General features: G+C 44.1%; 19 protein-coding genes. 15 read left to right on the plus strand and 4 right to left on the minus strand.

Annotation, left to right across the window (positions count from 1 at the left end; translation table 11 throughout):
- Positions 1 to 138: 138 nt before the first annotated feature.
- The gene (locus tag R8O10_RS10440) at positions 139 to 870 is read left to right on the plus strand and encodes a response regulator transcription factor (RefSeq protein WP_318191363.1); all 732 of its coding nucleotides are present in this window, start codon (positions 139 to 141) and stop codon (positions 868 to 870) included.
- Positions 871 to 986: 116 nt separating this feature from the next.
- Positions 987 to 2,360 (plus strand): HAMP domain-containing sensor histidine kinase, encoded by a 1,374-nt coding sequence (locus tag R8O10_RS10445; RefSeq protein ID WP_318191364.1) that lies wholly within the window; start codon positions 987 to 989, stop codon positions 2,358 to 2,360.
- Positions 2,361 to 2,387: 27 nt separating this feature from the next.
- On the opposite strand, the gene R8O10_RS10450 is transcribed toward R8O10_RS10445, so the two are convergent.
- Positions 2,388 to 2,903, minus strand: coding sequence for a superoxide dismutase family protein (locus R8O10_RS10450; RefSeq protein WP_158173229.1), 516 nt, complete (start codon positions 2,901 to 2,903; stop codon positions 2,388 to 2,390).
- 541 nt (positions 2,904 to 3,444) lie between these two features.
- On the opposite strand from R8O10_RS10450, the gene R8O10_RS10455 reads away from it, so the two are divergent.
- From R8O10_RS10455 to R8O10_RS10505, 11 genes are all read left to right on the plus strand, one after another.
- Entirely contained in the window at positions 3,445 to 4,854 is a 1,410-nt protein-coding gene (locus R8O10_RS10455) for an aminotransferase class V-fold PLP-dependent enzyme (protein ID WP_005375092.1), read from the plus strand.
- 62 nt (positions 4,855 to 4,916) lie between these two features.
- The gene (locus tag R8O10_RS10460) at positions 4,917 to 5,849 is read left to right on the plus strand and encodes a transporter substrate-binding domain-containing protein (protein WP_225466218.1); all 933 of its coding nucleotides are present in this window, start codon (positions 4,917 to 4,919) and stop codon (positions 5,847 to 5,849) included.
- A complete protein-coding gene (locus R8O10_RS10465; protein ID WP_042521666.1) occupies positions 5,846 to 8,176 on the plus strand; it encodes a putative bifunctional diguanylate cyclase/phosphodiesterase in 2,331 nt (776 codons plus the stop codon). Before R8O10_RS10460 ends, R8O10_RS10465 begins: the two co-directional genes overlap by 4 nt.
- A gap of 212 nt (positions 8,177 to 8,388) precedes the next feature.
- On the plus strand, positions 8,389 to 9,582 hold the full coding sequence (locus tag R8O10_RS10470) for a glycine C-acetyltransferase (protein ID WP_005375095.1): 1,194 nt from the start codon (positions 8,389 to 8,391) through the stop codon (positions 9,580 to 9,582).
- A gap of 44 nt (positions 9,583 to 9,626) precedes the next feature.
- Positions 9,627 to 10,658 carry an L-threonine 3-dehydrogenase gene (gene tdh / locus R8O10_RS10475; RefSeq protein WP_005383983.1) on the plus strand — a complete coding sequence of 344 codons (1,032 nt, stop codon included), beginning with the start codon at positions 9,627 to 9,629 and terminating at the stop codon, positions 10,656 to 10,658.
- A 389-nt stretch (positions 10,659 to 11,047) separates the two neighbouring features.
- Positions 11,048 to 11,593: a spore coat U domain-containing protein gene (locus R8O10_RS10480; protein ID WP_021035866.1), complete on the plus strand. Its 546-nt coding sequence runs from the start codon at positions 11,048 to 11,050 to the stop codon at positions 11,591 to 11,593.
- A 39-nt stretch (positions 11,594 to 11,632) separates the two neighbouring features.
- Positions 11,633 to 12,130 carry a spore coat U domain-containing protein gene (locus R8O10_RS10485; protein ID WP_017820521.1) on the plus strand — a complete coding sequence of 166 codons (498 nt, stop codon included), beginning with the start codon at positions 11,633 to 11,635 and terminating at the stop codon, positions 12,128 to 12,130.
- Between the two features lie 20 nt (positions 12,131 to 12,150).
- A complete protein-coding gene (locus tag R8O10_RS10490; protein ID WP_054574910.1) occupies positions 12,151 to 12,906 on the plus strand; it encodes a molecular chaperone in 756 nt (251 codons plus the stop codon).
- On the plus strand, positions 12,906 to 15,332 hold the full coding sequence (locus tag R8O10_RS10495) for a fimbria/pilus outer membrane usher protein (protein WP_412035162.1): 2,427 nt from the start codon (positions 12,906 to 12,908) through the stop codon (positions 15,330 to 15,332). The genes R8O10_RS10490 and R8O10_RS10495 overlap by 1 nt, the downstream gene beginning before the upstream one ends.
- The gene (locus R8O10_RS10500; RefSeq protein ID WP_318191365.1) at positions 15,329 to 16,297 is read left to right on the plus strand and encodes a spore coat protein U domain-containing protein; all 969 of its coding nucleotides are present in this window, start codon (positions 15,329 to 15,331) and stop codon (positions 16,295 to 16,297) included. Before R8O10_RS10495 ends, R8O10_RS10500 begins: the two co-directional genes overlap by 4 nt.
- Before the next feature lie 141 nt (positions 16,298 to 16,438).
- Positions 16,439 to 17,158 carry a carbonic anhydrase gene (locus tag R8O10_RS10505; RefSeq protein ID WP_005375106.1) on the plus strand — a complete coding sequence of 240 codons (720 nt, stop codon included), beginning with the start codon at positions 16,439 to 16,441 and terminating at the stop codon, positions 17,156 to 17,158.
- Between the two features lie 72 nt (positions 17,159 to 17,230).
- On the opposite strand, the gene R8O10_RS10510 is transcribed toward R8O10_RS10505, so the two are convergent.
- Complete coding sequence (locus tag R8O10_RS10510; RefSeq protein ID WP_318191366.1) at positions 17,231 to 18,334, minus strand: mechanosensitive ion channel family protein; 1,104 nt, start codon at positions 18,332 to 18,334, stop codon at positions 17,231 to 17,233.
- A 301-nt stretch (positions 18,335 to 18,635) separates the two neighbouring features.
- Here R8O10_RS10510 and R8O10_RS10515 point away from each other — a divergent pair, with 301 nt between their 5' ends.
- Complete coding sequence (locus R8O10_RS10515) at positions 18,636 to 18,983, plus strand: helix-turn-helix domain-containing protein (RefSeq protein WP_005375109.1); 348 nt, start codon at positions 18,636 to 18,638, stop codon at positions 18,981 to 18,983.
- A gap of 90 nt (positions 18,984 to 19,073) precedes the next feature.
- On the opposite strand, the gene lldD is transcribed toward R8O10_RS10515, so the two are convergent.
- A complete protein-coding gene (lldD, locus tag R8O10_RS10520; protein ID WP_158155471.1) occupies positions 19,074 to 20,213 on the minus strand; it encodes an FMN-dependent L-lactate dehydrogenase LldD in 1,140 nt (379 codons plus the stop codon).
- 315 nt (positions 20,214 to 20,528) lie between these two features.
- A complete protein-coding gene (locus R8O10_RS10525) occupies positions 20,529 to 22,220 on the minus strand; it encodes an L-lactate permease (RefSeq protein WP_005375111.1) in 1,692 nt (563 codons plus the stop codon).
- Between the two features lie 162 nt (positions 22,221 to 22,382).
- Between R8O10_RS10525 and R8O10_RS10530 the strand changes: the two genes are divergently transcribed.
- The gene (locus R8O10_RS10530) at positions 22,383 to 23,282 is read left to right on the plus strand and encodes a LysR family transcriptional regulator (RefSeq protein ID WP_005375112.1); all 900 of its coding nucleotides are present in this window, start codon (positions 22,383 to 22,385) and stop codon (positions 23,280 to 23,282) included.
- The last annotated feature ends 106 nt before the right edge of the window (positions 23,283 to 23,388 follow it).

A 23,388-nucleotide genomic window follows, 5' to 3' on the forward strand; every position in this document is an offset into this window, starting at 1 on the left:
CCGATGACGTCTCCTTTCCAAAGCGCTTGTAGCCGAGCGCTTTATCCCTCACGGCGTCATCGGAACCTTTTTTGAAAGAATTTCTAATTTGTTCCGGTCATGTGCAAAGTGAGGATACTCGAAGGCAAGGAAAGGACCATGGAACAACAGGCAATCAATTTAGTCGCGAACATCTTGTTGGTGGAAGATGACGATGATTTGGCAGAACTGGTTCAGATGCATCTCAAGTTTCAAGGACACCAAGTGTCGCGAGCCACAAATGTCGCCGATGCTAAAACGCAATACCAGCAACAACCCTTTGATTTATTGATCCTTGACCGAGGTTTACCAGATGGTGATGGTCTAGACATTTGCCATTATTTGCGTCAGCAACAAGATTGGAGCCCAGTGCTCATGCTGACAGCCAGAGACGGTGAAATGGACAAGGTTGACGGTTTAGAAGCGGGCGTTGATGACTACATCACTAAGCCATTTAGCGTATTAGAATTCCAAGCACGAGTGCGAAACGTGTTACGCAGAGTCAGCCAAACCGCAGAAGCAAAGGTGGCAAATGAAGTCCTCGACGATGCGATGGATTTTGGTCCGCTGAGAATCATTCCGGAGTTGCACCAAGTATCCCTAAACGACAAAGACGTCACTCTTACCGCGACAGAGTTTACTTTGCTGCAGTTTCTCGCGACTCGTCCGGGCAGAGTTTACAGTAAAGATGAATTGCTCGATCACGTTTGGAGCACTAGTCATTCTGGTTATCACCACACGGTGTGTAGCACCATTAACCGTTTACGCAGCAAATTGTCGTTGTCTGATTCTGATCATCACTTCATTCAAACTGTTTGGGGTGTTGGGTATAAGTTTCAACCAAGACACTAATGCAAGAAAGTAAGTCAAAACATCAAGCCAAGACAGTAAGTCTGCAGTTGTTTTCACCGTCATTTTTCAATCATCACGGGTGTTGCAAAAACACCGCTGTTTAAGGAGGCGATAGGATGAGCTTCAAATCTCGCTTGGTAGTATTTACTAGCTTGTGGTTCTGCCTCGCGGCGGTGGTGATTGCACTGACTTACAATTGGCAAAAAGAAACCATCGAGTTACGCACTAAACAAAGCCTGCATAAAGAGCTAGCTAGCCACATGCGTGATGATAACCCGCTGATGATCGGGACGGATTACAATCCGAAAGCGCTCAAGTCGATTTTTCACACGCTCATGCTGATCGGCCCTGATTTTGAAATCTACTTCCTCGATAGCCAAGGTAACATCACCACCCATGCAGCACCGGAAGGGGCGGAGATCATGGGGAAGGTGGATCTCAATCCCATTAAGCAATTCTTAAATGACCAACCTTTTCCTATTTTGGGTGAAGACCCACGTAATCGTGGTGAGCACAAAGTCTTTTCTGTCGCCGCGATAGAAGAATTAGGCTCTACGATCGGTTATCTCTACGTGGTGATTGGCAGTACCCGACATGACGCCATTGCCAATGCTCAAGTCGATACTCCTTACATCGCGCTGGCAGGATTGGTCTTAGTGTCCATTTTAGGCTTTGCTCTTGGAGCTTATGTGCTGGTCAAACGTAGCCTATTGAATCCGATTGAGCGCGTGACCAAGCAACTTCAACAGCAAGCTGAACATGATTTCCGCCTGCAACCTGATTTTACTCACCAAGTGCCAGAGCTTGTGCCGATTGCGCACTCTTATCAGATGATGGCGAAGCACATTCAGCAGCAGTTTTTACAGTTGGAGTATCAATCGTCTCATCGTCGTCAAAGCTTGTTGCAGCTTAGTCATGATTTAAAAACGCCGTTATCGAGTGTGCTTGGCTATTTGGAAACGTGGCGTTTGCAACATCCGGAATCTGATCCTTTGATTGATGTCGCTTTCCGAAATTGTGAGAAGCTCTCAACTCAATTACATTCTTTGTTAGACGCTGCGCGCAAAGAAGCTCCAATGCCAAATTACGAGTACCGCCCCGTAGATCTTGGCGTGTTGATGGCAGAATGTGCCGAAACGATGCAGAGCCAGTTTTCTCGTAAAGAAGTGGTGTTGAAAGTGGATATCGATAGCGAAATCCAAACTGTGGGTGACAAGGGGCTATTGGAGAGGTTGGTATTGAACCTGCTTGAAAATGCAGTGCGCCACAGCCCAATCGGCTCGGAAGTGCATTGCCAAGCGCATTTGAGTGAGGATAAGTCGCGTATCCACTTTACCTTCGTCAATCACATCGAGGAAGAAGCGGAGGGCGGTTCTTTGGGGATCGGGACGAAGATTGTCCAATCGATCTTAATGCTTCACCACAGCTACCTTGAGACCAATGCAACCTCCTCTCAGTATCAACAGAAGTTCACACTTCTCGCAATCTAAAGAGAAGTGTGAGACATAAGTTAATGTTTATTCAATAACACCACATACGACGCGAGCGCCGCCACCACCTAGCTTACTTGGGTGATCGGAGTGATTGTCACCACCTGCATGGATCATTAACGCTCGACCTTTTAAATCCGATAATTTTAGGCGAGGCGCGACAACGGGCTGATTGGCATTGCCGTCCATGTCCACATAGAGTGGAGGCAAGTCGCCTAAATGATTGTCATCGGTCCAAGGATAGCCATGCTTCCCTGTGTTGTTAGGATCATAATGGCCACCTGCTGCGCCGCCTAATACGGTTTTGTCATCCTTTTCTATGCTATCGCAAGATGGATTAGTGTGAACATGGAAACCGTGCACACCTTCTGACAAACCTGATAATTGGGGCGTAAAAACAACGCCATAATCACTTTGTGAAATCTCAATGGTACCAGCGCTCTCATTGGTGTTGAGAGCAGTCATTTCTACCGTTTTTGCTAGCGCGTTAGGGGCGGCGACAAGAGCGGATGCAACTGAAATGCATAGCAATCCTTTTAACATGGGACCTCCTTCTTTTAGGGTGTACGCTCAAGCACATATTAGTGAAAACCTGTTTTACTTATGTCTGTTGAGCGGTGAGTTTATGTCATAGAGTGATGTGTATCACTTTATGGTCTTAAACTGATATCTCGATCCGAAATCAGCTTTCTTTTATTTAGTCTTAACATGTTGAGATCGTTAAGATATAAAAAGAATAGACGCCAATCTTAAAATAGCCTGAATATTTTTAAATTAACGCAAAGTTGAATTTTTAATGACTTTATAACAAAGCTCATAATTGTTTTATAAAGAATTTGGTGGAATTGTCCGCAATAAAGAATAATCAAATTAACGAATATATTAATGTGAACATTGTTGTTTATAGATTTGTGGTCAAACTGTTGCTTATATCATCAAATAAGATAAAAAAATGGAACTAAAGTCACTTAATGGCAGAGGAAAAAATTAAACTCTGATTGTAATGGGTAATAATGTTTTAGTAACAGATAGTTACGCACTTAAAATTAATAATATGGCTAATTTCCGACAAGGATTGAAAAAGATGAAAGACAAGGAATCTATTCAGACTAATAGCAGCCGCCGTAATTTTCTGAAAGGCGCAACAGGAGCTGTTGTTGCTGGTGTGAGTGCTTCCGCTTTCTCAGGCGTAGCTCAAGCACGAGAACAGAAAATTGATTGGAGCAGCCGCGGGCTAGGTAGAAAACACGATAAGCGCTTCTGGCGTAAAGTGCGAAGACAGTTCGTTTTGGACAAACGAACCACTTACATGAACATTGGTACAACAGGTTCAATGCCAAAACATGTTCTTGAAGATTACGAGCATAACAACAAGCTGGTGGCTAAATATCCTTGGGATATGAAAGGCAAATTTGGCTCTTGGCCTTATGTTTCAGAGATGGTTAAAGACGTCGCACCAGGTTTTGGTGCTAACCCAGAAGAGATCATTCTCAGCCGCAACACTACTGATGGCTTATGCTCGATCATTAATGGCTTACACTTTGAACCAGGTGATGTGATTCTAACGACACACCATGAACATATTGCTGCAACATCACCTATGAACGTAGCGAAACATCGTTTTGGTGTGGATGTGGTAGAAATTCAACTACCAGTATTTACTGGTACCGAAAACGTTTCTGAGCAAGATTACATTCAAGCGTTCCGAGACGCGCTTGATGCGAATCAAAACGTTCGCCTAATTGTTTTCTCTCATATCACATACAAAACAGGAACCGCGCTACCAGCAAAAGCCATTTGTGCTTTAGCAAAAGAGTATGGTGTGCCTACTCTTGTTGATGGCGCGCATACGGTCGGTATGTTTGACCTTGATTTCCACGATATGGATTGTGATTTCTATGCAGGATCTGGTCATAAGTGGCAGTGTGGTCCGGGCGCGACGGGTATTCTGTATGTTCGTGATAACGGTAACCGTTTGAATGAGTATTGGAGTGACCGAGAGAACCCGTTATGGTTGATCAACTCCTCACTTTCTCATGCTGATTACCTGGGTAAACAGCTGCAAATGCAATACATTGGTAACGATAACTATCCTGCGAAACAAGCACTAGTTGATAGTTGCAAAATGTGGGATGAGATTGGTCGAGACCGTATCGAAGAGCGAGTTGTAAGCCTTGGTAGTTTATGTAAAACCTTGCTTCAAGAGTACTTACCACAAGCCAAAATGTATTCACCAAACGTGGAAGGCTTAACCAGTGGCTTAACGACGGTTAACCCGTTCTCCGATGTAACTAATGAAGAGATACTGACGGAATTCCGAGATCGTTTACGTGAAGAGTATGGTTACATCATCCGTACGACTAGCTTTAAGCTGCATAAGGATGATGACTTTGATACTTACGCGCTGCGTATCTCTACGCATTTGTTCCATGACGAACAAGATGTGGAAGGGCTCGTAGTGGCGATGACGAATTTGTATTACTCGTCGTTCTAACATCGTTGTTTATCACTCAAGCGCCCATTATTGGGCGCTTTGTGAAAGGTAAGGATATTATTATGTCAGTCATAACATTCAAAAGAACTTTAGCGACGGTGGCGCTCATGGTTACCTCTGTTGCGTCGTCTGCCGCTTGGTCAGACGATTTACAACAAATCCGTGAACGCGGTGTACTGCGTCACATTGGTGTCCCGTACGCTAACTTTGTCTCCTATATTGAACAAGGTGAAGTGGAAACTTTGACTGGCTTGGATGTAGAGATTATAAAAGGTTTTGCCAAGTCGTTAGGTGTTCAGTACCAGTATGTTCCAGCACAGTGGAGCGACGTGGTTGGTAAGTTGACAGGGCAAAATGTGCAATATCACAACAAGCAGGCTGTTGTCGGAGAAAGTGTTCCAATTGAAGGCGATTTGATCGCAAATGGCGTTACTATTCTTGATTGGCGCTCTGAGGTTGTCGATTTTTCACAAGATTATTTTCCTTCAGGTGTATGGTTGGTTTCCAGATCCGACTCTAGTCTGAACCCGATTAAACCAAGTGGGTCGGTCGATGAAGATGTTAAAAACGTCAAGCAGCTGATCGATGGTCGCGAAGTGTTAGCTTTAGAACATTCTTGCTTGGATCCTAACCTTTATGACTTATATGACACAGGTGCAAAAGTTATATTACCTGATGGGGCGCGTCTCCTTAATGAGATGGTTCCAGCGATAATGAAAAATGATGCGGAAAGCACATTATTAGATGTTGCGGATACGCTAATTGCCCTCGAAAAATGGCCGGGTGAAATAAAAGTCATTGGCCCTATATCTGAAAATCAAAAAATGGCTGTTGCATTCCGTAAAAATTCCCCTGAATTACGCAAAGCATTTGATCGTTATTTAGACTCGATAAAAAAAGACGGTTCATACGAAAAACTAGTAAAAAAATACTATCCATCTATTTACTACTTTTATAACGATTACTTTATAGAAGATAAAAAGAAAGTCCGATGAATAAGGCCGTTAAAAAATTTTCCAGTAAAAGATTTATTACAATAAGCGCAATATTAGTTTCAATTTACTTAGCTATGCTTATTACTGTGACTAGCGTAGGTCAAAATAAGTTAAAAGAATCTCAATACAGAGAACTAGATTTAAAAGTTAAAAGTTATGCAAGCACACTCGATAATTTATTTACCATAGCGAGTGAAGATGTTGATAATCTAGCTACAGATAAAACAATACAAACATTCTTTGGTAATTTAGCTTCTGGCATGTCAATGGAGTATGGATTAGGTGCCAGTCTAATTAATTTAAAGCGTCGCTTCGATGAGAAGATAGACAGTAAGCTAATTAATAGCAGCCAAATCTATAAGAAGCTCACGCTGGTAGGCAGTGATGGAGTCACCATTGTCACCACTGGATCTGAAAACCTTGCCGAGCACAAAATGGACATACAAACCTTAATGACTCAACACGGGCATCCCGAAGAGGTTTGTGCGACGCGATACAATGATGACGTTCGCATTCAAGTCATTAAGCAAGTTAAGTTCTCCGGAAAGCCTGTTGCTTTTTTAATTGCCGATCTTAATAAGAATATTGTTATTGACCAACTTACTAACCAAGAACACGAAGATAGTTATAGCCGAATGGTGCTAAAAATAAAAGACGTGGAAATGGTTGTATGGGATACCATAAATAAAATACCTTCTCACAATAAGGATGAGAACCATTTCGTTTCTGAGGCTGTAGACGGAAAAATTTACTTTGAAGTGCCTGTGGATAAACATCACTTTAAATTGATGGCGTGGTTCGAGCCTTTGAGTGAACGAGATATATTTACATCACGGCTCTTTATTATTGGTTTGAGTATTCTGGCCGTTATGATCGTCATTGCTTTATGTTATGCATTCATCACGAACAATAATAGGATTGAATTGAAAATTAAGCTTGAGGAAGAAAAAAAGCGTAAAGATATTCTTTCTCAACAGAATAAAAAATTAACGAACGAAATTGAACGTCGAAAAGCGTCTGAAAAAGAACTCGCCTTCCAAGCTAAATATGACACATTAACTAATTTGCCTAATCGTAGTTATGGTTCCGAGCGATTGGCTTTGGAGTTAATTAGGGCATCGCGTAGTGGGTCTAAAGTTTTGGTGATGTTCATCGACTTAGACCACTTCAAGCAGATTAACGATTCAATGGGACACTTTGTTGGGGATGAAATCCTTAAACTCAGTGCTCAGCGACTGTATCAAGTCGCGAGAAAAACAGACTTATTGGCGAGAATTGGTGGGGATGAGTTTTTACTCGTCATCCCTGATTTGCCTGATAATGATACTGCAAAGCGAGTTGCTTCAAGTGTACTTTCGGCGTTTAACGATCCGTTTGTTTGGAACAACCATGAATTCTTCTTGAGTAGTAGCGTCGGAATGTCTGTGTTCCCGGATGACGGAGACAACGCTGAGCAGCTTCTTGCATGTGCAGATATGGCAATGTATCGGGCGAAACAAGATGGGCGTGATGGCTTTTGTTTTTATAACCATAATATGAACCAAGATTTGCAACGCTATTTGGATCTGGAAAATCGTCTGAGAAGTGCGATCTCCAATCAGTTATTAGAACTGTATTATCAGCCAATTATTGAGCTGAGTAGTGGTAAAATCGTAGGGGCAGAAGCGCTAATGCGTTGGAATGATGACAAGTACGGATTCGTAAACCCTGAAGAGTTTATCTCTATTGCAGAGAAAAATGGTTTAATTCATCAAATTGGTGAGTTTGCTATTCAACAAGCGTGTCGACAAGCGGCACAATGGCAAAGTCTGACTCCGTTGTTTGTTTCTGTAAACTTTTCTAGTGTTCAATTTAGGTATTGCGAGCGCTTACTTACGTTTATTAAACACAGCCTTGAGGAGTCTGGTCTTCCGTCAGATAAGTTCGATATTGAAGTGACAGAAAGTCTCCTCTTCAATCACGATTCTGAGCTATTAGACATGCTTAATAACTTACGAGCGTTAGGCACCAAACTTACTATTGATGATTTTGGTACTGGTTATTCTGCGCTGAGTTACTTGCAGAAGTTTCCGTTCGACCGCTTAAAGATTGATCGTAGCTTTATGCAAAATATGTTCGAGAACGACTCAGACCGCGAGCTTGTGAACGTAATCATAGCAATGGCGAAAGCGCTGGATCTTAAGATCGTCGCAGAAGGCATCGAAGAACAGCGTCATGTGGATTACCTGAAAAACCTAAACTGTGAGTTCGGACAAGGTTTCCACTATAGCCGACCATTACCTGCTAAGGACTTTGAAGCACTTTTGGCTAAGCCTACCTGGCTATAATTCCTTTTATAACAACCTCATAGAAAAGCATTAATTGAATTTATGCCTAGGATTCATTAATGCTTTTCCACCTTAAGGTATAATCCTTCCTCCTTCCTTGAATTACACTACAATTAATTGATGAGTGATAGCCCGTGACGCCCGTCACATAAAGGCTAAGCCTAATTCTAAACGAGTAAATACTCGCCAAAATAACTAGGAAGGAATTTCAAATGTCTTCTGCATTCTACCAACAGATTCAGCAGCAAATCGAAGAAGTAAAGGCGGAAGGCCTTTACAAATCAGAGCGTGTCATTACGTCTCAACAGCAAGCGGCTGTTAAAATCTCTACTGGTGAAGAAGTACTAAACTTCTGTGCGAACAACTACCTTGGTCTTGCTAACCACCCGGCACTTATCGAAGCGGGTAAAGCAGGCATGGACGAGCACGGCTTTGGTATGGCTTCAGTACGTTTTATCTGTGGTACGCAAGACATCCACAAAGAGCTTGAGCAGAAGCTTTCTAAGTTCCTAGGTAAAGAAGATACGATTCTTTACACATCATGTTTCGACGCAAACGCGGGCCTATTTGAAACTATTCTAGGCAAAGAAGACGCAATCATCTCTGACGCTTTAAACCACGCGTCAATCATCGATGGTGTTCGTCTATGTAAAGCGATGCGTTTCCGCTACTCAAACAACAACATGGAAGAGCTAGAGCAACAACTGATCGCTGCGAAAGAAGCAGGTGCTCGCCACATTCTTATCGTAACGGACGGTGTGTTCTCAATGGACGGCGTAGTAGCAAACCTTCCGGCTATCTGTGACCTAGCAGAGAAGTACGGCGCATTGACTATGGTTGATGACTCTCACGCTGTTGGCTTCATGGGCAAAACAGGTGCAGGTACGCACGAGCACCACAACGTGGTTGACCGTATCGACATCATCACTGGTACGCTAGGCAAAGCAATGGGCGGCGCTTCAGGCGGTTACACATCTGGTAAAGCGGAAGTGATTGACTGGCTACGTCAGCGTTCTCGTCCATACCTATTCTCTAACTCTGTTGCACCAGCAATCGTAAGCGCTTCTATCCGCGTTCTAGATCTACTAGAAGAGAGCGGTGACCTACGTGATCGTCTATGGGAAAACGCAGCACACTTCCGTACTCGTATGGAGGACGCTGGTTTCACAATGGGTGGTGCTGACCACGCAATCATCCCAATCATGCTTGGCGACGCAAAAGTAGCAGCAGAATTTGCAGAGCGTGCGCTGGAGAAAGGCATCTACGTAATCGGCTTCTCATTCCCTGTAGTACCAAAAGGTCAAGCACGTATCCGTACTCAAATGTCTGCGGCGCACTCTCGCGAGCAACTAGACCGTGCAATCGACGCGTTCATCCAAGTTGGTAAGGACATGGGTCTTATTTAAGATTCTAGGCCTTAGACAATAGGGCCTTTAATTAAGGTTACATTATGAAAATTAAAGCATTATCAAAGCTAAAGCCTGAAGAAGGCATCTGGATGACTGAGGTTGATAAACCTGAAGTTGGCCATAACGACATTCTGATCAAAATTAAGAAAACCGCTATCTGTGGTACAGACGTACACATCTACAACTGGGACGAATGGTCACAAAAGACAATTCCAGTGCCTATGGTTGTTGGTCACGAATACGTGGGTGAAGTGGTTGCGATTGGTCAGGAAGTTCGTGGCTTTGAAATCGGTGACCGCGTATCTGGCGAAGGTCACATCACGTGTGGTCATTGTCGTAACTGTCGTGGCGGCCGTACTCACCTATGCCGTAACACGATTGGTGTGGGCGTTAACCGCGAAGGTGCATTCGCAGAATACCTAGTTATCCCAGCGTTCAACGCGTTCAAGATCCCTGAAGGCATCTCTGACGATCTAGCGTCTATCTTTGACCCGTTTGGTAACGCAGTACACACAGCACTTTCTTTCGACCTAGTAGGTGAAGACGTGCTTATCACAGGTGCTGGCCCAATCGGTATCATGGCAGCAGCGGTTGCTAAACACGTTGGTGCTCGCCACGTAGTGATCACAGACGTGAACGAATACCGTCTAGAACTTGCTCGTAAGATGGGTGTAACACGCGCAGTAAACGTGGCTGAAGAGAAGCTAGAAGACGTAATGGCTGAGCTAGGCATGACAGAAGGCTTCGACGTTGGTCTAGAAATGTCTGGTAACCCAGCAGCATTCAACTCAATGCTAACCACAATGAACCACGGTGGTCGCATTGCACTACTAGGTATTCCACCGTCAGACATGGGTATCGACTGGAACCAAGTTATCTTCAAAGGCTTGGTGATCAAAGGTATCTACGGTCGCGAAATGTTCGAAACTTGGTACAAGATGGCTTCACTGATCCAATCTGGTCTGGATCTATCGCCAATCATCACGCACCACTACAAGATTGATGACTTCCAAGAAGGCTTCGATGTAATGCGCAGCGGTATGTCAGGCAAAGTTATTCTTGATTGGGAATAACTTATTCAAGTAAGAAATGCGCTCCTTTTTGGGGCGCATTTTTGTTTCATGAAGATTTTTGTTTCGGGAAGAAATGGTCGCCAATCTTTTCTAAACTTCTCGTATCGTTCTGCTACTTTTTTTAGATTTTTTCCACTCAACTTCACCCTACCTTCTAACTAATTGTCAATTCTGTATTTGGAATAAGATAATAACCATTTGTTTTTAGTGGTTATTTTTTAGCATTACATGCTTAAAAATCGTCATTTTTAAGTTTAATGTTTTTATTTTCCGTTCGTCTTTATCCTTATCCTGCTTCTTTTTATTGTTTTACATTTTATATGCATTTGGTTTGTCATAATTGAGCTATAACTAATAAAAAGGTTACCGATATACAGTGGAATGTAAAAATGGAGCTTTATATGAAAAGATTTTATCTGATGATGCCTCTGCTCTTAACCTCATTTAGTTGGCAAGCGAATGGAGCGTCAGTGAGCGGTACGATTGATGTTTCAATTAACCTTGTACAAGGTTGTGTGATTAATGGAAATAATGCGGTAGATGCAGCTTCTGGCGTTGGCTTTGGCTCACTTGCCTTTGGAGACGTGCCTGCAATCTTCAGTGAACAAGATGGTGTGGTAAATGGTGGTAGTGCGACGGGTATTGAAGTGCTTTGTAGTAACGGTGTGACACCGACGTTTACATTGGGCACCGGATTGTATGATGCAAGTGCGACCGTTGGTACCTACGCGATGTCAAATGGCGCGCAATTTATTGATTATACGTTGTTTACCGACTCAGACCGAAGCACACAAATTATACAAGGCGGGACGGTAGCTCTGTCTGAATTTACTAGTGCAACATCGCAAACTATTGAGCTTTTTGCGAAAGCTTACGGTACGAGCAGCATTGCCGGCACATACTCCGATACCATCAGTGTGACGCTAAGCTGGTAAAACGTGACGCTGGTTGTTAGGGGCTTTTCACTTGTCGCGATGAGTTTGTGCTCTTTAACTGTGCTGGCTGATGCGACACAAACTTTTCAGGTGTCTGCCACCGTAGATACAGGTTGTTTGATTAACGGCGCAGTACAAGAAGAAAGCGCAACCCAAGCCGGGCAAATAGGCACGTTAGATTTTGGTGAGCATTCTTCAGTTTACGCGACGGAAGTACAAGGCAGCATCACTTACAGTTCATCACTCACATTAAGCTGTACTCCGGGTATTACGATGAATGTTTCCGTAAATGGCGGGATGAATGCATCGGATGGTGTACGTAAGCTAAAGCACAGTGAAGAAGCGACAACGGTAGATTACTTTTTGTTCCAGGATCTAAATTACACGCAGGTGCTTGATATTGACACGCAATATTCCGTCGATACTGACCAAGACCCAGATAATATTCAGTTTCCTATCTGGGCAAAGGCGACAATAAATGGGAATGAAATGGCTGGAATTTATATGGATACGCTTACGCTGACATTAGAGTGGTAAGTGAACTTTGGAGGGGTGAAATGGAATTCATACTCAAAAAACTATTATTAATAGCCTTCCTTTTTGTTTTTTTCTCAAATGCCAACGCTAACTCATTATTAATTTGGCCAATTTACCCCAAAATATCAGAGGAGAGTAATGCAACATCACTTTGGATGGTAAATAAAGGCAGTGTTGATTCTTATTTACAGGTGAGAATTTTTAAGTGGGAACAAAACGAAGGAGAAGATAGTTATTCAAGTCAAAGCCAGTTAATTGCAACCCCTCCGTTTGTCAAAATTGAACCAGGTGAAAAGCAGTTAATCCGCATCATCAACCAAGATGAGGCCTCTGCAGGTAAGGAGTATGCATACCGAGTGATCATAGATGAATTACCGCCAACTCAAAACCCTCAAACAGAATTGACGGAAAATGAACTCGCTGTAAAAGTCCGAATGCGTTACTCGATACCTTTGTTTATTTACGGGAAAGGGCTGACTGATACTCAAAAACCAAACCGTGACAGTGAATTATGGGGTGATTTACAGGCACAGTTTATTAAGAAAAATAATCAGCGTTTTGTTCACATTAAAAATTCAGGAAAACACCATGTTCGCTTAGTGAATTTACAATTGAACCTACCAAATAAAGATCCTGTCGTTATTTCCGATGGACTAGCTGGCTATATTCTTCCTGAACAGTATAAGGTTTGGTCTATTCCCCATAGTAATGTCAGACCTATGAGTTTGAGCGCGAATATTGGAGGTAAACGTTACCAAATACCATTGAAGCAATAATGAATAGATTTAATACAATGAATGCTTTCTTTTGGTTGGTATTACTTAGCGTAACGTGGAGCAGTATTGGTCTTTGTGCAAATTCAGCAAACCATTTCTCTGAGCTACCGAGTCCTGAAAATTTCTCTTTAGAAAAGTTTGAGAATATTAGCCTCAATCTGGAGTTGGTGATCAATCAAAGAGCAACAGGGCTTGTTGCGAAAGTTGAGCGAGTTGGCGATCAGTTCTTTTTGCTCCGGGAGGACCTCATTTCAGTTGGGGTTACCGCCAAGTCGTTGCCTGGAACCGAAGAGAGACTTGAGGTTACGTCTATCCCAGGTGTTAACGTGCGTTACTTGCAATCGTCATTGCAACTCGCAATTGACGTACCGCCTAATTGGTTACCGATGCAGAATTTATCAGCGCAGGATATGGGGCGATTTTCCCCGGCTCAGTTTGGGCGTGGTGGCCTGCTTAACTACAACGTATTTGGTGTGTACGAGAACGAAAGCCGACAAAAGGAGGTTTCTATAAATCATGAAGTCAGAGCCTTTTCTGAGTTTGGCGTTTTTTCTACTACCGGGATATTTAAATCTAACTTTCATCGCGATGTTCAGTCCCAGCAAAGCAGCCAGTACACTCGTTTTGATACGAGTTACGAGTACGTCAATCAAGAGAAGCGAATTCGTATGGAGGTAGGGGACTATATTGTTCGCCCTTTATCTTGGAGCCAACCAGTAAGACTGGCGGGTATTCAGTTGTCGCATGATTTCTCTATGCGTCCGGATGTCGTGACGACGCCGTTACCTGCATTTTACGGTGAGGTCACAGCGCCCACTACGTTAGATTTGTTTATCAATGGCTTTAAAACTGACTCAATGAATGTTGGGCCCGGTCCTTTCATTATTAACGATATTCCAATGCTCTCTGGTGCTGGGGAAGCAACGGTAATTGCAACGGATGCTCAAGGTAAGCAAACGGTCATGACCAGCCCATTTTTTCTCTCTTCCGAGCTACTCAAGACCGGATTTACATCTTACAGTGCGAGTATTGGTGCGATCAGAGAAAATTTCGGTAATGCATCTAACGACTATGGAGACGGTGGCGTGGTTACCGCTCTGCGTCATGGCATGACTGATTGGTTAACATTAGAAGCTCAAGCCGAAGCAAAAGATGACCTGATCGTTGCGGGGCTGGGCTTTGTCACCAATGCTTTCAACTTGGGTACGGTGGATGCCTCGTTTCGTGTGAGTGATTTTCAGGATCAATCTACCTCATATGCGCTAGGTTATAGTTATCAGTCTCGGCTGTTTAGCTTCGCTGCTCGAACTCAAGTAGAACAAGCCGACTTTTATACCTTATCTCATTTACCAAATTACGAAATGCTCGATGAAGGCAAGGACGCTTCACTCGCGTCGCGCCATCTATCACAAATCAATATGGGAGTCCGTTTGGGAGATTGGGGCTCACTTTCTGGTGGGTACTTTGATATTCAACAATCCGACTCAGATTCACGTACCCTAAATCTTACTTATAGCTACGCTCTGCCTTTTAATATCAATATGTCCCTTTCTTACAACCATAGTATTGGTGGTCAGAGTGTTACGTTGGCTCAATTCTCTCTACCTTTCAGTTCTTTGGGGGGAAGTTCGGGGCTAACGCTGAAAAGAGAGGACGATGGCGATGTGCGAGGGCGAGTGGGTTACAGCCGCCTTGCGCCAATACGAGGTGGATGGGGCGTCAATTTAGCGCATGATATTAACGAACACCCAGAAAACCGTAAACAGGCTGATTTGACCTACCGTGCGTCATGGGCGCAGTTCAGAGCGGGGTTAAATGGCACCAGTGGCGACTATGATTATTTTGCGGAAATGGCAGGTTCGGTCTCTACATTGGATGGAGAAATATTCCCGGCGAATGAAGTGTATGACAGCTTCGCTGTGGTGAGCACCAGTGGTTTTGAAGGTATTCCGGTTAAATATGAAAATCAAATTGTCGGAGTGACAGACGATGAAGGTTACTTACTTGTTCCTTGGGCTACGGCGTATTACAACGCCAAATATGAAATCGATCCACTTAATTTACCTGCCAATGCTGCGTTTTCTGCGACAGAGCAGTTTGCTTCGATACATTCGGGCTACGGCTACCTGTTAGAGTTCCCAATAGAGCTACAAATTGCACTGAGCATGACGGTGGTAGACGAAAATCATTTGTTCCTTCCGATTGGTACATATGGCCGCTCAGAAACGGGCTTAACAAGCCAAATTGGTTGGGATGGTTTTACGTACTTTGAAGGCGTTGACCCAGGCCGCTATATTCAGTTTTATCCTCAAGGACAGTCGCCATGTAAAGTGTTTATTGAGGGGTTGTATCAGCGTGACAGTCAAAAAATACAAACATTGCCTGAGCAGGTTTGTATCAAAGCCGAAGAAGAGACCGCACTATGATTTTGCGCCGCTGGCTTGCTAGCCTACTTCTCTTTTTCTCGTGCTCGACAATGGCTTGTCAGCTCACGGCGGCAACACCTTTAATCTTGTTTGGCAATGTTTCTTCGTTTACTGTTTCAAGCTCTCAGCAGCAAAGCTCAGCTCAGCCTCATGCGGGGATTACGTGTGACTTTTCTACACTTGTGTCTTTGTTAAGTGGCGACTACGTATCAGCAACGTTTAACAGTATAAATAATGGTTTGCTATTAAATGAGGATGATCCGAGTTCGGAGCTCAGCTATCAGATTTTTGGCGATCCAGGTCTTTCACAAGAGTATGTATTCGGCCAAACTTACAATTTTTTTGAAATTGGGTTACTCGATTTACTCGGGTTGTTTGGCACTCAAGCTGAGTTTCCGCTTTATGCTCGGACGGGAGTAGGCAGTAATCTTTCTGCTGGGACTTATAAAGACCAAATCACCGTATCCTGGATTTGGGATTACTGTAAGGGTATCGGGGTTCTAGGGGTATGCATTGGCCGCGCCAATGGCAGCGCTCAAAGCGTGATTACGGTTGAGTTGGAAGTGACCCCTGATTGTATGATCACGGCGCCAGATATTGATTTTGGTTCGTCCCCATTAGTGGCCGGTTTTGAGCCAGTCAGTCAGGTTATATCGTTAACTTGTACCAAGAATAGTTCCTTCTCCATTGGCTTGAATGACGGCCTAAATGCGTCCGGCGGTCAGCGGCGAATGATTTCTAGTGGTCACTATTTGGAGTATGAAATCTATAAGTCATCAACGATGGAGCGCTGGGGAGGCACCAGTTCTGAACGTCGTGAACACGGTGACGTCGATACTGGCGGCTCCATTCCGGATGGTATCACTCCACAGAATTATAATTATCGCGCGCAGATACTAACCAGCCAAACGACCCCTCCTGCAGGTACTTACACCGATTCAATAATCGTTGACGTTCAATTTTGAGCATCATGTCAATTACATCATTAGAGGCTTCTATTCCAAAAATCTTTTGTAATCATAGTTTTCACTCTGTCACTGCTTAATTTTGTGAGGTTAGTATGGCTTTATTCTCACGGAATTTAACTTTCAGAAATAAGGAAAATGATGAAGAAGTCACTAACAACACTAGGTTTGGCACTGGTATTTACAGGAACAGCTTATGCAGCAAGCTGGGGCTACGAGGGAAACCATGGGCCAGCTCATTGGGGTGAGTTTGCATCTGAGTGCGCAAAAGGTCAAAACCAGAGCCCAATCAACATTGAATCGGCGACCGAAGCGAAGCTAGAAAAATTGAATTTCGACTACGAAGGTAAGGCAATTTCACTGCTGAACAACGGTCACACTTTACAGACTGGTTTAGAAGGTAAAAACACACTCACCATTGATGGTAAAGAGTTTACGTTGAAACAGTTCCACTTCCATACGCCATCTGAAAACCATGTGGACGGTAAAGAATACCCTCTAGAAGCACACTTTGTGCATGCCGACAAAGTAGGTCATCTAGCTGTTGTCGCGGTGTTCTTTAAACTGGGTGACGCGAACCCAGATCTAGCTAAGATGCTAGCTAACATTCCAACTAAAGATCAAGATGTTACCATCAAGGTTCCATTTGATGCTGATGCCCTTATCCCAAGTGATAAAGACTACTACCGCTTTAACGGCTCACTAACGACACCACCATGCTCTGAAGGTGTGCGTTGGTTGGTGATGAAAGAAGCACAAACTATTTCTCCTGAGCAGATAAAATCTTTTTCGGAAGTAATGGGGAAAAACAATCGCCCAATCCAACCGCTGAATGCACGTATGGTGTTAACGCAACAATAACCACTTCATGCGAAGAAAAATAAAAAGCCCGCTTAAACATAGCGGGCTTGATTATTTGGGTATTGGTGAAAACTAGAAGCCGTGATCTTCTTGCTCTTCCGCTTTTACCATTTGTATAGGATCAAGCTTAAGCGTCTGAGTAGGGAACGCGATATCTGCATCGTGTTCTTTAATGATGTTGATTACCTTAAGCAGTATGTCCTGCTTAACCTCATGGTATCTCACCCAATTCACGGTTTTAGTAAAGGTATAGATAAAGAAGTGCAATGATGATGGACCGAATGTATCGAAATTAACGATAAGAGTTTGGCGTGCATCAATGTCTTTGTGATTTTTCAGCATTTCTTTTACCGCGGTGATAATTTGCGGCATTTTTTCAGCATCGTCGTAACGAAGTCCAATTTTTTCGTAGATACGTCGGTTCAGCATGCGAGATGGGTTTTCTACGACAATGCTGCTAAACACTGAGTTTGGCACATACAGTGGACGCTTATCGAAAGTTCGGATAATGGTCATACGCCAGCCAATGCGTTCTACCGTCCCCTCTATTTGTCGGTCTGGAGAACGGATCCAATCGCCAACTTTAAATGGACGATCGAAGTAGATCATAAGACCTCCAAAAAAGTTAGACAGCAAATCCTTCGCCGCTAAACCGACGATCAAACCACCAACACCACCGAAGGTAAGTAGGCCCGATAGTGACAGACCAAATGCCTGCATTACGGTTAGAATTCCGATGGTAATAAAGAACAGGCGCGCAACCTTAGCTATCGCTTGTACTGTTGTTTCATCTCGGTTCTTTTGTTCGAGAACATGCTCTTCAACATTGGTAATGAGCCGCATAACGGTCCATACGAAGATGCTGATGATTAAAATCAGTTTCAGCGTACTTAACCAGTTTATTTTATCGTTGAGCTCGCTCTCTAATATGATGCCGATAGAGACGGTTGCTGGCCAACACCAAATGAGTGTACTGACTGGCGCTTTTAGCGCATCAAGCAACATGTCATCCCAGTGGAAGGGCGTTTTCTCTACGAGCGCAGCGAGGCGAGAGCGGATCAGCCGCCAAGTTATCCAAGCTATAAAGCTAGCGAGCGTAATGAAAAGGACGCTTCCACTCCAATTTTGATGAGACGTTTCAATGTAGCTTTGTAATTCGGTAAACCACTGTGGCATATGTAACTTATTTCTAGTGAACCATGGAAGGAAAGGTAGCAGATATTACTCCTTCACCCCAGTGATTTCCTTTAAATCATTTACTTATGTCTAAACCGTCCGAGATGGACTTTTCCTTCCGATGACAAGAGAGTCACCTCAATGTTCTGTTGAGCGACCGCCTCATGCATGTTCAGAGGTACGCTACCAATGATTGAGGGTTGATATTTGGACGATCAATTATAACTTCTCTGACTTATCGCTAACATTTATCTTAAGTAAGTGTGAGAGTGTATTGGCTCTTGAATTAGCGGAGGCAGATATGGAATTTACAGAGCTGGATCGAAACGCGCTCTACGACATCTGGATGTCACAAAAAGCCAAAATGCACATCACTCAAATGGAAATGGCGAAGCGCCTTGGTTTGAGTCTACACGAGTTTTCTGGCTTGTTACGTGGTAATTCTCCACTGACGCTAGGTTTTGTAAAACAGCTATGCGAGCAGCTACATGTACGTCCTGGTCAGGTGATTCCGTCTTTGACGGAGCGTGATCTATCTGCATCTGGTACCGTTTATTTACAAAATCGTGTGACGGTGGATGGTGATATCAGTAACGTGTTTATCGACGGAAACCAAGTCGTGATCGAGTACGTTCACCAAGTTAGCTAGCTTGCTCGTCAAATTATCGGGTTGAAGAGCAATAAAAAACGAGCCACTGTTGGCTCGTTTTTTCGTTTCTGTTTTGCTCGATTGCAAAGATTATGGGATTTTCACTAGCGAATCGCGTGAAAGATCCGCGATAGACTTAGCGCCAGTCAGCGTCATTGCTACACGCATTTCTTTATCGTACAGATCCAGTAGATTTTCAACGCCTGCTCCGCCTTGTGCTGCCAATGCGTACACAAATGAACGGCCAAGAAGCGTACAGTCTGCACCAAGTGCGAGCATACGAACGACATCAAGACCAGTACGAATACCAGAGTCTACGAAGATCTTAAGATCACCTTTTACCGCATCCGCAATGCTTGGTAGTGCTTTAGCGCTTGAAAGTACGCCATCTAACTGACGGCCACCATGGTTAGATACCACAATGCCATCTGCGCCGAAACGTACCGCATCTTTCGCGTCTTCTTCATCTAGAATGCCTTTGATAACCATTGGACCATCCCAAAAATCACGAATCCACTCAAGATCTTTCCAGGAGATAGAAGGATCGAAGTTTGCGCCTAACCAGCCGATGTAATCTTCTAGCTTTGTTGGTTCGCCACGATAAGTTGAGATGTTACCTAAGTCGTGCGGTTTACCAAGTAGACCCACATCCAGCGCCCAGCTTGGGTGGCGCATCGCCTGGAATACACGACGCATGGCCGCGTTAGGGCCACTCATACCTGAGTGCATGTCACGGTAACGTGCGCCAGGAACTGGCATATCAACGGTAAACACCAGCGTTGTTACGCCTGCTGCTTTTGCACGCTCAAGTACGTTTTTCATAAAGCCACGATCTTTAAGCACGTAAAGCTGGAACCACATTGGACGTTCAATTGAAGGTGCGACTTCTTCAATCGGACAAACCGAAACAGTTGACATAGTAAATGGGATGCCTTTTTTCTCGGCTGCTTTTGCTGCTTGCACCTCGCCTCGGCGCGCGTACATACCAGTTAGACCAACAGGAGCTAGCGCGATTGGCATTGCCAGTTTCTCACCGAAGATCTCGGTTTCGAGGCTCAAATCTGTCATATCGCGTAGGACGCGTTGGCGAAGAGCGACATCACCTAAATCGTCAGTATTACGCTTCAGCGTGCGTTCGTCGTAAGAGCCGCCATCAATATAATGGAATAGAAACGGGGGAAGCTTGGCTTTCGCGGCAGCGCGGTAGTCAGTAGAAGCTGAGATAATCATAATGGTGTCCTAGCGGTTATTCTAAGCAAAGTTGTGGAGCAATTTGCTCTTTCGTTGAGTCTTCATCGCAAAGCAGTGAAGACATCAAAATGAGTATAGTTACCTATGGTTCACTTACGTTTGAATCGGTGATGTTGGTAACCCATTTACATAATTGGTTGAAAAATTTTATTAAATCACTCAATCAGTTATGCAAACTGGAAAGGGTGACACAGCTGTCGGGGGAATTGATGTAGCAAGCTAAATCAACATGTCGGGGTAGTAGTGCAGACAGCTGTGTCAAATTAGGCAGGGCTGTAAACCCTGCATTTCGCGTTACTTCATTAAGACATCTGTCATTTGGAAGCCATAAATCAGCACCAATCCAATAATGCCTGTCATTACAATGTAGTAGAACGTAGGGATAATCGTCTTACGCAATGTTGCGCCTTCTCGACCAAGCAAACCTACCGTGGCTGATGCGGCAACAACGTTGTGAATCGCAATCATGTTACCTGCGGCAGCACCGACGGCTTGGAGTGATACAACAATCACACTCGAAATAGACAACGTTTGTGCCACTTCGAATTGGAACTGGCTGAACATCATATTTGATACCGTGTTTGAGCCAGCGATGAACGCACCCAGTGCACCAACGGTGGCACTCAGCGCTGGGAACGCAGAACCAACAAGGTCAGAGGCGAAGTTTGCGGTTGTGACGGGCATACTTGCTAGGTCAGCACCGTTGATGCCTGAGTTTATAAAGATACGAACCATCGGAATGGTAAACACCAAGACAAAACCCGCCCCAATCAGTGTTTTGCTTGACTCGCCAAACGCTTCACGCAATGGCTTTACACTACCGCTTTGTAACATTGCAGCAAGTAGTGCGACAAACACCAGAATGCCACCAGGAAGGTATAACGGCTGAATCGCAGCGCTAACGCCAGTCTCACCAAGAATGTTGCTGAACGACAAACTTACGCTTTGTACAAAGCCTTTCAGCTCAGGGCTTACGCGGCTTGCGACGAGAATAACTGCCAGCATTACATATGGAACCCAAGCTTTTACGATGCTCATTGGCTTGCCCGGATTGTCGTTTAGATCGACTTTTAGCGAACCTAACCACTCTGCAGGCCATTTGTCTTCGCTTTCGAAATCCCACTTAGTCTTTGGTACTAAAAAGCCTTTTTTCGCTGCGGTAACAACGATAGACAGACCAACCAAACCACCGATAAGTGAAGGAAACTCTGCGCCCAAGAATACGCCGGTTAACGCGTATGGAACGGTGAAAGAGACACCAGCGAATAGCGCAAATGGTAGAATATCCAGGCCTTCACTCCAGCTTCTGTTCTTGCCGAAAAAACGTGTTAACATCATCGCCATTAATACTGGGATCATCGTACCTACGACTGCGTGAATGACAGCAACGTGCGCTGTGATATCTTGCAGGTACATTTCCCACGTTGCACCTTGTGCGGCCAACGACTCACTGATGTTATGCGTGTCTAAACCTTTGTTTACACCTACGATGATAGGCGTGCCTACCGCGCCGAATGAAACAGGCGTAGACTGAATCATCATGCCCATTAGGACAGCGGCTAGCGCAGGGAAGCCGATTGCAACCAGCAGTGGTGCAGCGATTGCTGCCGGGGTACCGAACCCAGATGCGCCTTCAATGAACGAGCCAAAGCACCAAGCAATGATGATGGCTTGTACACGGCGGTCAGCCGAAATATCGGTAAATCCATTACGGATTGTGGTGATCGCTCCAGTGTGTTTTAAAGTGTTGAGCAAGAAGATGGCACCAAACACGATCCATAGAACAGAGACAGTAATGCCCAGTCCTTGGAATACGGAAGCCAGTACGCGATTGGCTGACATATCCCAAAACATAAGTGCGATAGCGACGGTTAGACCGAACGCAACAGGCATGGCTTTTTTAGCAGGCCAGTTGAGACCAACCAATAAGATGGCGGCAACAACAATTGGCGAAAATGCCACTAGGGCAAGTAGGGTTTCACTCATTTGTACATCCTTCGTACGCTGACTTCTCGAACGGTGTCAATCCGCTGTAGAGGTGACTTTTTGTTGTAATGGTTTTGTTAATTTGGCGTGAATTTACTCCTTTATTTTTTGTTGATATAGGGAAATAATGAAAATAATTAATTCCAAAAGTGACATAATGGTATGAGAGCAGACGACTTAATCCTATTTTCTCAAGTAATCGAACTTGGCAGCTTTAGTAAGGTTGCAGAGGCAAATAACCTTACAAATTCGGTAGTTAGCAAAAGAATGGCGAGGTTGGAGGAAGAAATAGGGGCTCAGCTATTATATCGAACAACGCGCAAATTAACCTTGACCGAGGCAGGTAAGGTGTTACTCCACAGTGCTAAAAATGTGAAGCAGGCCACTCAGGAGGCTATGGATGCTGTTGCAGGCTTTGGAGAGAATGTGAGCGGTCATATAAAAATGTCCGTGCCGTGTATCTCTGGAGATTTGATACTTGCTGATGCTGTTGCCGAGTTTTGTAACCTTCATCCGGGTCTGACCGTGGACATGTCATTGGATAACCGCTTTGTCGATTTAGTGGCTGATGGTTACGACTTAGTCATTCGAACTGGCTACCTAGCCGACTCCAGTTTGATCGCACGACATATTCTCGATTCCCAATGGGTGGTATGCGCGTCCCCTTCATATATCGCTAAAAATGGGAAACCGATCGAGCCGATTGATCTCACCACGCACAATTGTCTGCAATACGCTTACCAAACCACAGGTGCAACGGATTGGGAGTTTAAAGGAGAAGATGGCAATTACATCGTCAAAGTATCGGGCTGCTTTTCTACTGATAACGCGACCGCATTACGTAAAGCCGCTCTGGGCGGCCATGGTATAGCTTACGTCCCGCGATGCTTGGTGTATCATGATATTCGCAATGGCCAACTGGTGGATATTTTTCCTGAACTAGTGGGTAAAAAGTTGGGTATCTATGCGGTGTACCCGTTTACTCGTCAACCACCGAATAAAGTGAAACTGCTTATTGAGCACATTCGTGATCGTTACTTAACGATATCTCATTATTTCTAGTTCCTTCATAGATTTAAAACAATGTCATTGAAATCAAAATTGGGTGCTCTAAGGTAATCACCGCTATAAAACGATTGAAGATAAACAACTTAATAAAAACAACGGA

The sequence above is a fragment of the Vibrio sp. 1727 genome (assembly GCF_033344415.1).
GTDB lineage: Bacteria > Pseudomonadota > Gammaproteobacteria > Enterobacterales > Vibrionaceae > Vibrio > Vibrio alginolyticus.